Source organism: Tolypothrix sp. VBCCA 56010 (genome assembly GCF_050875635.1).
GTDB lineage: Bacteria > Cyanobacteriota > Cyanobacteriia > Cyanobacteriales > Nostocaceae > Hassallia.
In genome coordinates this window covers 21,911-30,969 of record NZ_JBPAOH010000094.1, presented here as the reverse complement: position 1 = coordinate 30,969, position 9,059 = coordinate 21,911, and the positions used below count along the sequence as shown (strand labels likewise).

At 42.1% G+C, this 9,059-nt stretch carries 8 protein-coding genes; 5 read left to right on the top strand and 3 right to left on the bottom strand.

What is annotated here, in order from left to right:
- Positions 1-407 precede the first annotated feature (407 nt).
- A complete protein-coding gene (locus AABK37_RS26505; RefSeq protein ID WP_432554494.1) occupies positions 408-1,058 on the top strand; it encodes a LysE/ArgO family amino acid transporter in 651 nt (216 codons plus the stop codon).
- A 378-nt stretch (positions 1,059-1,436) separates the two neighbouring features.
- On the top strand, positions 1,437-2,237 hold the full coding sequence (gene dapB, locus AABK37_RS26500; RefSeq protein ID WP_432554493.1) for a 4-hydroxy-tetrahydrodipicolinate reductase: 801 nt from the start codon (positions 1,437-1,439) through the stop codon (positions 2,235-2,237).
- Between the two features lie 156 nt (positions 2,238-2,393).
- Here dapB and AABK37_RS26495 read toward each other — a convergent pair whose 3' ends face one another.
- On the bottom strand, positions 2,394-3,659 hold the full coding sequence (locus AABK37_RS26495; RefSeq protein WP_432554492.1) for a tetratricopeptide repeat protein: 1,266 nt from the start codon (positions 3,657-3,659) through the stop codon (positions 2,394-2,396).
- A gap of 100 nt (positions 3,660-3,759) precedes the next feature.
- On the opposite strand from AABK37_RS26495, the gene AABK37_RS26490 reads away from it, so the two are divergent.
- The 3 genes from AABK37_RS26490 to xseB all read left to right on the top strand — a co-directional run bounded on the left by AABK37_RS26490 (position 3,760) and on the right by xseB (position 6,507).
- Complete coding sequence (locus tag AABK37_RS26490; protein WP_432554491.1) at positions 3,760-4,902, top strand: DUF711 family protein; 1,143 nt, start codon at positions 3,760-3,762, stop codon at positions 4,900-4,902.
- A gap of 164 nt (positions 4,903-5,066) precedes the next feature.
- Positions 5,067-6,284 carry an exodeoxyribonuclease VII large subunit gene (gene xseA / locus AABK37_RS26485; RefSeq protein ID WP_432554490.1) on the top strand — a complete coding sequence of 406 codons (1,218 nt, stop codon included), beginning with the start codon at positions 5,067-5,069 and terminating at the stop codon, positions 6,282-6,284.
- A complete protein-coding gene (xseB, locus tag AABK37_RS26480; RefSeq protein ID WP_432554489.1) occupies positions 6,277-6,507 on the top strand; it encodes an exodeoxyribonuclease VII small subunit in 231 nt (76 codons plus the stop codon). The genes xseA and xseB overlap by 8 nt, the downstream gene beginning before the upstream one ends.
- Positions 6,508-6,586: 79 nt before the next feature.
- Here xseB and fghA read toward each other — a convergent pair whose 3' ends face one another.
- Together fghA and glnT are read right to left on the bottom strand one after the other, a co-directional pair.
- Complete coding sequence (fghA, locus tag AABK37_RS26475; protein WP_432554488.1) at positions 6,587-7,435, bottom strand: S-formylglutathione hydrolase; 849 nt, start codon at positions 7,433-7,435, stop codon at positions 6,587-6,589.
- A 110-nt stretch (positions 7,436-7,545) separates the two neighbouring features.
- Positions 7,546-8,856, bottom strand: a complete 1,311-nt coding sequence (gene glnT / locus AABK37_RS26470; protein WP_432554487.1) for a type III glutamate--ammonia ligase — start codon at positions 8,854-8,856, stop codon at positions 7,546-7,548.
- Positions 8,857-9,059 lie beyond the last annotated feature (203 nt).

Genomic DNA, 9,059 nt, shown 5'->3' with positions numbered 1-9,059 from the left:
ATTATCCTTAAATTTTGTATTTTCATCTTATAATATTATTAAGTTCTTTAAAGTATATTTTTTATGACTTTAAAGAACTTCTAAGAATCAGTATTCTTATCAAAGGTTTTTTATCTCACATCTTGCACCAATAAAAAATGATGTAAATTAATTACTCAGTATTAAACTGGTGGCTATCCTTTTTTTATGCCTGTACTATGTTCGTGGATAATTTGACTTTGTTGGCGAATTCATGTAAACCGCAATTTCTGGTGTGAGCGGCTACGATATTTCAAGGGTTTGAGCATAGCGATTGCCCGAAGGGCAGACGCCAGAGGTATATCGCAATTCGCCAACAGAATCATAATTTACGCGACGAACGTAATCTTTTTTGTCCAAAGTCCAAATGCTAAAGGAGGTTGTGTAAAGTGCCTGAGTTTTTGCCGATTGTATTCCTTAACGGGTTTACCTTGTTTGCTGGACTAATTATTGCCATTGGTGCTCAAAACGCCTACGTTTTGCGTCAAGGTCTTAAGCGCGAACATGTTTTCGCGACTGCAAGCGTCTGCTTCCTATGTGACGCCACTCTAATTATCATCGGTACTATAGGGTTCGGTACACTAAGCTCGAATATTCCAGAACTAACTAATATAGCTCTATGGGCTGGCGTGGTGTTTCTTTTATTTTATGGCTTATATTCATTTAAATCTGCTTTTGCTCCAGCAGCGATAGATATAGATAAACTGGATATTCAACCAACAAGTCTTTGGAGCAATGTTCTGACGACGCTGGCACTCAGCCTCCTAAACCCACACGTCTATCTTGACACTGTGGTACTGGTTGGTGGTTTGGCAGCTCAATACACGGTGAGTCAACGCATTTTTTTCGCACTTGGCGCAATTCTTGCTTCCCTTATCTGGTTTTTCGCACTTGCATATGGCGCTGTTTGGCTAACGCCATTTTTCCAACGTCCATCTGCGTGGCGAATTCTTGACATTATTATTGGCTGCATTATGTGGTTTATAGCTGCATTACTAATTTTTCCTACGGTTAACTTTAATCAATTTTGGGCGTTGTAGCCTTGTATGCTGTAATGCTTCATATACGCACTTACCATTTACCTCGAAACACTGGAGATAAAAACAAATCTACCGACGCATAGTCCGCTAGAAATGGAAGCAGGGTTATTAGTGGGGACTACACCGTGGTGTACGTGGAATTAACCATTTGCGGTGTAACTAAGACTGAGGTAGTGGATAATTTGACTTTTCCAGAGTTAAATGAGAATGGAAAAAGAAAAATCATAGGTTCTCCAGTTGTCAATGCTTTTCGTGCGACTTTTAAGGACGCGGCTGAATAATTCGGGATAGGAGCTTACTTGGACGAACAGACCAGCGCAAAAGTTTTCGGTCTACTGATTGTTGTTATCTTGATTGAAATAGTAAGGAGCGTTCTTCATGGCGATAGATGTTTGTTTAGCTGGTGCAACGGGATGGGTGGGACAATCCTTGGTAAAAGCGATTTGCGCTCTCGAAGACTTGAATATCGTGGGAGCCGTTTCAAGAACCCATGCAGGTAAAAAATTAAGTGAAGTGCTGACGGATACCTCATTAGATTTGACCATCAGCAGTTCCGTTAAAGAAGCTTTGAGAAATCAGTGTAATGTTTTGGTTGATTACACCAAACCGGATGTGGTGAAAAGCAACGTTCTAGAAGCCATCCAGAACGGGGTGCATGTAGTCATTGGTACTTCAGGACTTACAGATGAAGACTTCGCGCAAATACATGAACAAGCCATGAAGCATCAGGTAGGAGTTTTAGCATCTGGCAACTTTGCCATCACGGCAGTACTTCTGCAACGTTTTGCTGAGATAGCAGCTAAGTACACGTCTTGCTGGGAGATTTTGGATTATGCTAACGAAAAGAAAGTGGATGTTCCCAGTGGAACAGCGAGGGAATTGGCTTCGCGACTAGGACAGGTTAAAAAGCCAATTCTATACCATTCTCTAGAGAAAACTCATGGTCCAAAAGAAAGTAGGGGTGCTACACTTAACGGGACGCAAGTCCACTCGTTACGTTTGCCTGGTTACACTCTGTCGGTGGAAGCCATCTTTGGTCTTGCGGACGAAAAGCTAATAATTCGGCATGAAGCTGGAAATAGTGCCGAACCATATGTCAAAGGAACTTTGTTAGCGATTCGCAAAGTGAGTTCCTTCGTAGGACTAAAAAGGGGTCTTGATAGCATCTTGGAATTATAGGTTTTTGGTTGAGAGAATGTCTCGTTCGAGACTCCATCGAATTAAGTAGAGTACTTGCGGCAGCGTCAGACATCTCCAGGAATTAAATATGCGTCAACCAAAACCTTTCTAGAGACGCCAAATTTCGCGTCTCTACATTCTTTTTCACGCCTATTTCTAATGGCGATCGCGTTCCAAGTCAGAAATCACTGTTTGCAAATACCACTCCTCTGACATTCCTGGATAATAATTCTTTTTCTGCTCAATTAGTCGTTGAGCAATTTCCCAATATCCCCCTACCATTCTCAACAAGCGTTGACGTAGCAAATCATGCTTGGCGTTTTTTACTTCTGGGGTAGATGATTGAATTTTTTTCAAGCTATTTAAGACTTGTTGATAATTCTGCCAATCTTCTTTTTCACAAAACATACTTGCTGCACGCTGATAATCTTCGATCGCGTGTTGCATTTCTTCTAAATGAGTATAGGCAATACCGCGATTATAATACGCTTGGGCATTATCAGAATCAATTTGCAACGCTTGGGTGTAATCTTTAATTGCCGCGTAATAATTACTCATTGCTCGATGGGTATTTCCTCTGGCAATATATATTAGGACATCTTCAGGCTGCATTTGCAGTGCTTGATTATAATCAGCGATCGCACCTTGATGATCTCCTAACTGAGAACGTGCTTTTCCTCGGTTGCGATATACGATCGCATCTTGAAAATTTAGGCGCAGCGCTGAGTTAAAATCAGAAATAGCATCGCGATAATTTCCCAGTTTGCAACGCACCACTCCGCGACAGCAGTAAGCGATACCATCTTGCGGATCGACTTGCAACACCCAGTTTAAATCATCAATCGCTTGCTTTGTGTCTCCTTTTTCTGCCTTTTCTAACAAAGTGTGGAAATATTCCTTTTCGGAAATTATCGGTGCGGGGGTAGAAATTGACTGCGTTACAGCAGGATATTCTTTAGGTTGTAGCTGCTTGATGCTTTCGAGACATTGACGACATTTTTCTTTGTCGTTTTTCTTGAGATATAATTCTGCGGCTTTTTTGAAGTTAGCGATCGCATCTTGAATATACCCTTCTTTGCGCCGCACAATTCCCCGCAGATGATAAGCTGCTGCATAATTTGCTTGGAGTGCGATCGCTTTATCGACATCCGCAAGCGCACCGGGTAGATTTTTCAGCGTCAAGCGTGCTAATGCGCGATAATAATATGCTTCTACACTTTCAGAATTATGTTTTATGGCTTCAGTATAATCTGAGACAGCTTGCAGAGTTGCTCCTGAGTCATAATATGCTAAACCCCGTTGCGTGTAAGCTGACGCAAAGTAAGGATCTTCTTGCAAAGCACGGGTAAATTCCTCAATAGCTTTAGTGTAGTCTTTTTGTTGAGCTAGTTCTAGTCCTTTATTGTAGAATTCGTTATTCATGGCTTTTGTTTAACTTAGTTATTTAATTGTAGTAAGCACTTTAGTGCTTCAAATAAGCACTGAAGTGCTTACTACGTCATTTTAATAATACTTTGTCAAAATGAAAATTAGAACTATCACAACTGGTATATCACTTTCTTCTCTTAAAGAAATAGATAAGATTAGACAAGCGTCTGAGTTTAATCAGCAAGCAAAGCTGATAATTGAAGAACAGGGATATGAAGTACAAACAACTAGAATAGCGACTAATTCCTGGGAAGAATATCTAGATGGTTTATCCCAAATTGAAATTCTCAAGGAAGTTAAAATCTTAGAAGAAGTTTGCCAAAACTTGAATATCAGCTTTTTCAGTTTGGGTTACGCAAGTCAACCGGAAACTATCGCACTGATTCCAGAGATTATCAAAAATACATCGATTTTTTACAGTTCAAGTAAAATAGGCGATCGCGCTGGAATAAACTTTGAAAATGCCAAAGAATCTGCAAAAGTTATCCAGCAAATTTCCCAATATCAACATGGTTATGGTAACTTTCATTTTTGCGCTTGGGCAAATTGTCAATCGGGAATTCCGTTTTTTCCCACTGCGTATCATCAAGGTGAAACGTCTTTCGCTATCGGGTTAGAATTATGCGACTTGGTAATGCAAGCATTTTCTGATGCTGATGATATTCTTGATGCCGAAGAAAAGCTGAAATTGATTTTAGATAAAGAATTAAGGAAAATTGAGGCGACAGCGAGAACAATATCCGCTAAATTGAAGATCGAATATCAAGGAATTGACACTTCTCTTGCACCATCTTTAGGCAAACAAGAAAGTATCGCCTATGCTTACGAAAAAATCATGAATGGGAAGTTTGGAAATCAAGGTACATTAGCAATATCAGGAATGCTAACTCGCGTTTTGAAAAGCGTCTCTGTAAAAACTTGCGGCTATTCTGGGTTAATGCTTCCGGTTTGTGAAGATGTCGGTTTAGCTGCAAGAGCTAACGAGCAAACTTATAATATCACAAATTTATTAGCTTATTCTGCCGTGTGTGGTTGCGGACTTGATACAGTTCCGATTCCGGGTGATATTACAATAGAAAAGATTACCGCGATATTAATTGATATGGCGACTTTGGCGATAAAGTTAGATAAACCACTTTCAGCAAGGTTGTTTCCGATTCCTGGGAAAAAAGCTGGGGAAATGACTGCGTTCGATTCGCCGTATTTGGTGGATTGTAAAATATTTAATGTGGAATAATTTTATTATCATGACTGCGGAAAGCACACAACACCCTAGAAGGGTGTCGCTACACGGACAAAGCCTACCTGCGTAGGCTGATAGAATTTAAGCCTACGCAGGTAGGCTTTGTTTCAATAGCCCCAGGCTTCTAGCCTGCGGGTGTATTATATTTTAACTTTATCATGAGTTATTTAATTCCGGATACGGCACTTTCTATAGCTGGGTTAACTGATTATATTCGGTTACTGTTAGAGCAAGATGAGCAATTGCGGCAAGTTTGGGTTACTGGTGAAGTTTCTAGCGCAAATCAACATCGCAGTGGGTTATTTTTCACTTTACAAGATCCAGATGGAAGCGCAGCAATTAAATGTGTGGTGTGGAATAGTCAATTAACAAAACTTGCACAGATACCAATTCGCGGTGAACAGATAATTATTTTGGGTAATATTCGAGTTTATCCGCAAAGGGGAGAATATCAACTTACAGTTTGGCAGGTTTTGCCTGTTGGTGTGGGTTTACAAGCGTTGCGCTATCAACAATTAAAAAATCGCTTGCAAGAGGAGGGTTTGTTTGATGTAGAAAGAAAGCGATCGCTTCCAATTCATCCGCAAACAATTGCCGTCGTCACTTCACCTACCGCTGCTGCTTGGGGTGACATTCAAAAAACACTCAAGCAACGATATCCCGGTTTACACGTTTTATTTTCGCCGGCGACGGTGCAAGGTGAACAAGCGCCAGCATCTATTGTAAAGGCGATCGCCCGCGTAGAGCGAGATAATCGCGCCCAAGTGTTAATTTTATCGCGGGGAGGTGGCTCAGTTGAAGAATTAGCTTGCTTTAATGATGAAAGGGTAGTACGTGCAGTTGCTGATTGTACAATTCCGGTGATTACTGGGATTGGTCATCAAAGAGATGAATCTTTGGTAGATTTAACTGCGGATGCTTGCGTACATACTCCCACAGCAGCGGCAGAATTAGTTGTGCCCGCACTGTCAGAGTTGTATGCTGAACATCAAGAGCGAATTGCTGTTTTACACGACACGATGCGAATTGAAATGCAAACTGCGGGAAATAAATTGCAAGGAATGCGCGATCGCTTGCAACGTTTGCGTTTAGATCGACAAGTACAGCAAGAGGTAAAAAATCTTTCTTGGAAACGTCAGCAATTAATCCAAGTTACTACAGGCAGATTGCAGCAAGCAACCCAGCATGTAGAATTATTGCGGCAAAAATTGACAACTCTCGACCCGCAGGCAGTTTTACAGCGCGGTTATGCTGTGGTAAAAAAAGAAAATGGCGCGATCGCTCGTTCTGCAACTGAGTTAGAACTAGGACAAGAATTATCGATTCAGTTAGCGCAAGGGAAAGTTAAAGTGAAAATTACCGAAGTTAATGGTTAAACGTAAAACTACTTCTGCTTCCGAAATGGATGGTGGAAATTATGAAGCGAAAGTTGCCGAAATCGAAACAATTATCACTCGCATAGAAGCGGGTGAATTACAATTAGAAGAAGTATTTGAACAATTTGCCACAGCTATTGAATATTTACGTCAATGCGAAACCTTCCTGCAACAGCGACAACAACAGGTCAACTTATTAATTGAGACTTTAAACGATGAATAATACGATTTGTTTTCGTAGTGAGCGGTTTACCGCTCATATCAAACGTTAAAACTCTTAATAATTAGTACTTAGACATGATTCAAGACTTTGAAAGAGCAAGAGCATGATGGCGAATGTGGTCTTCAATAAAAGTAGCAATAAAATAATAACTGTGGTCATAGCCTTCTTGATAACGCAAGTTTAAAGGTTGTTTCACAGCAGCGCAAGCTTGTGCAAATAATTCCGGCTTTAATTGTTCAGTTAAATATTGATCGTCAGTACCTTGGTCAATTAAAATCAAACTGTGATATCTTTCTTTTTGCACCAATTCGCAAGCATCATAAGCAGCCCAACTTAACTTATTATCACCCAAATAGCGGCTGAGAGTCTTTTCTCCCCAAGGACACCGCATAGGTGCAACAATGGGAGCGAAAGCGGATACTGATTTATATAAATTCGGGTTTCTCAACGCGCAGACAATAGCACCATGTCCCCCCATCGAATGACCGAAAATGCTTTGATTGTTAAGTTGTGCGGGGAAATGTTCGTTAATTAAAGCAGGTAACTCAGAAACAACATAACTGTACATTTGATAATGCGATCGCCACGGTTGGGAAGTAGCATCAACATAAAACCCAGCACCCGTACCAAAATCCCACTCATCATCCTCACCCGCAATCCCAGTATTGCGCGGACTCGTATCCGGTGCAACCAACATTAAATTATATTCTGCTGCAAAGCGTTGCGCCCCCGCCTTCACCATAAAATTCTCTTCCGTACTAGTCAAACCGGAGAGGAAATAAAGAACCGGCACAGCTTGCGTTTTTGCTTGCGGTGGTTGATACACAGCAAAGCGCATTTGCCCATTACAACTAGAAGATAGATGACTGTAAAAGCCCACCTTACCACCGAAAGATTTATATTCTGATACGAGATTGATATTAGTCATCGCTCAAACAAAAGAATAACTCTACGCCATTTTTTTCAGATTTTGGTTTTTAATGCAACCGTGCTTGGTGAGAATGGTGCAAGTTATCAGTTCTGACAAAAGTTATGTTGCTAGCAATCTAAAGTATTTTCCATTTCCCAAGGGGTGATGGAACTACTGTAGTTATTCCACTCCTGATGTTTTAATTTTAAATAAGCTGCCACAAAGCGCTCTCCCAGAGTTTGGGGTAAAATTGTGTTTGCTTTTAGGCTGCGTAAAGCATCCAATAAATTTGACGGCAACTGTTTTACTTTATCGCTTGTTTGTGGATCTGTATAGCTGTTGTTGTCATAACGCGGTCCGGGATCGCGCTTGTTGGCAATTCCATCGAGTCCGGCAGCGATGAGTGCAGCGCTTAGTAAGTAGGGATTAGCCGCACCATCAGAGAGACGAAACTCGAAGCGGTCAACATCAGGAATGCGGATTGCGTGAGTGCGGTTATTGCCGCTATAAGTAATGGTACCAGGTGCCCAAGTTGCCCCTGAAGTAGTAACGGGGGCGTTGATTCGTTTGTAGGAATTGACAGTGGGATTTGAAAAAGCACACAGCGCCTCGGCAGAATGCAACACGCCCGCAATGAACTGGTAAGCTAGAGGTGAAAGTCCCAATTCTCCCTGCTCGTCGTGGAAAAGATTTGCATTAAGAGCTGTGTCCCAGACAGAGAGGTGAGTGTGGCAGCCATTACCAGTTAAATGAGGAAAAGGCTTGGGCATAAAGGTAGCACGCAATCCGTGCTTTTCGGCGATCGTTTTGACCATATATTTGAAGAAAGCATGACGATCTGCGGTGACGAGGGCATCGGCGTACATCCAATTCATCTCAAACTGACCGTTTGCGTCCTCATGGTCGTTTTGGTAAGCGCCCCAATCGAGTTTCAACATACCGTCACAGATTTCCCGAATTACCTCATAGCGGCGCATCAAGGCTTGTTGATCGTAGCAGGGTTTAGAGGAGCGATCGCGTGCGTCGGAAATGCTGTTACCGTCTGGTGAAAGCAGAAAATACTCACACTCGACTCCCGTGCGGATGCTATAACCGAGTTCTTTGGCTTGGTTAAGAACGCGCTTAAGTACAAGCCTAGGAGCCTGCTCTATAGGTTGACGGTTTATACTATAAAGATCCGCAGGCATCCAAGCAACATCCGGCTGCCACGGTAATTGAAACATACTAGCAGAATCGGGTATTGCTAAGATATCCGGATCGGCTGGGGTCATATCTAGCCAAGTCGCAAATCCTGCGAATCCTGCACCATTGGCTGCCATAGCATCAATACTTTCGGCTGGCACAAGTTTTGAGCGCTGCACGCCGAACAAATCGGTGAACGAAATTAGAAAATAACGGATACCCTTGGAGCGGGCAATTTCAGAAAGTCGGTTGGTCATAATTGTACACAATAACCAACTACATAGTATATAATAACTAGCTACATAGACGCGCCACCGCCTTCAATGCAGGGATTCTCACCCCATCCAATTCAAACCTACACACTCCCCTTCGGGTTCGCCAGTCCCCCATCGATCAGGGAGACCGCCCTTCGGGTTCGCCACTTTGCTGTTTCGGAGGAAACCGCCAAGACGGCAAGTGG

What these genes read in the sequence shown, in the direction of transcription:
- dapB (WP_432554493.1), top strand. Translation starts at nt 1,437, where the DNA reads ATGGCGATAGATGTTTGTTTAGCTGGTGCAACGGGATGGGTGGGACAA.
- AABK37_RS26495 (WP_432554492.1), bottom strand. Translation starts at nt 3,659, where the DNA reads ATGAATAACGAATTCTACAATAAAGGACTAGAACTAGCTCAACAAAAA.
- AABK37_RS26490 (WP_432554491.1), top strand. Translation starts at nt 3,760, where the DNA reads ATGAAAATTAGAACTATCACAACTGGTATATCACTTTCTTCTCTTAAA.
- xseA (WP_432554490.1), top strand. Translation starts at nt 5,067, where the DNA reads ATGAGTTATTTAATTCCGGATACGGCACTTTCTATAGCTGGGTTAACT.
- xseB (WP_432554489.1), top strand. Translation starts at nt 6,277, where the DNA reads ATGGTTAAACGTAAAACTACTTCTGCTTCCGAAATGGATGGTGGAAAT.
- fghA (WP_432554488.1), bottom strand. Translation starts at nt 7,435, where the DNA reads ATGACTAATATCAATCTCGTATCAGAATATAAATCTTTCGGTGGTAAG.
- glnT (WP_432554487.1), bottom strand. Translation starts at nt 8,856, where the DNA reads ATGACCAACCGACTTTCTGAAATTGCCCGCTCCAAGGGTATCCGTTAT.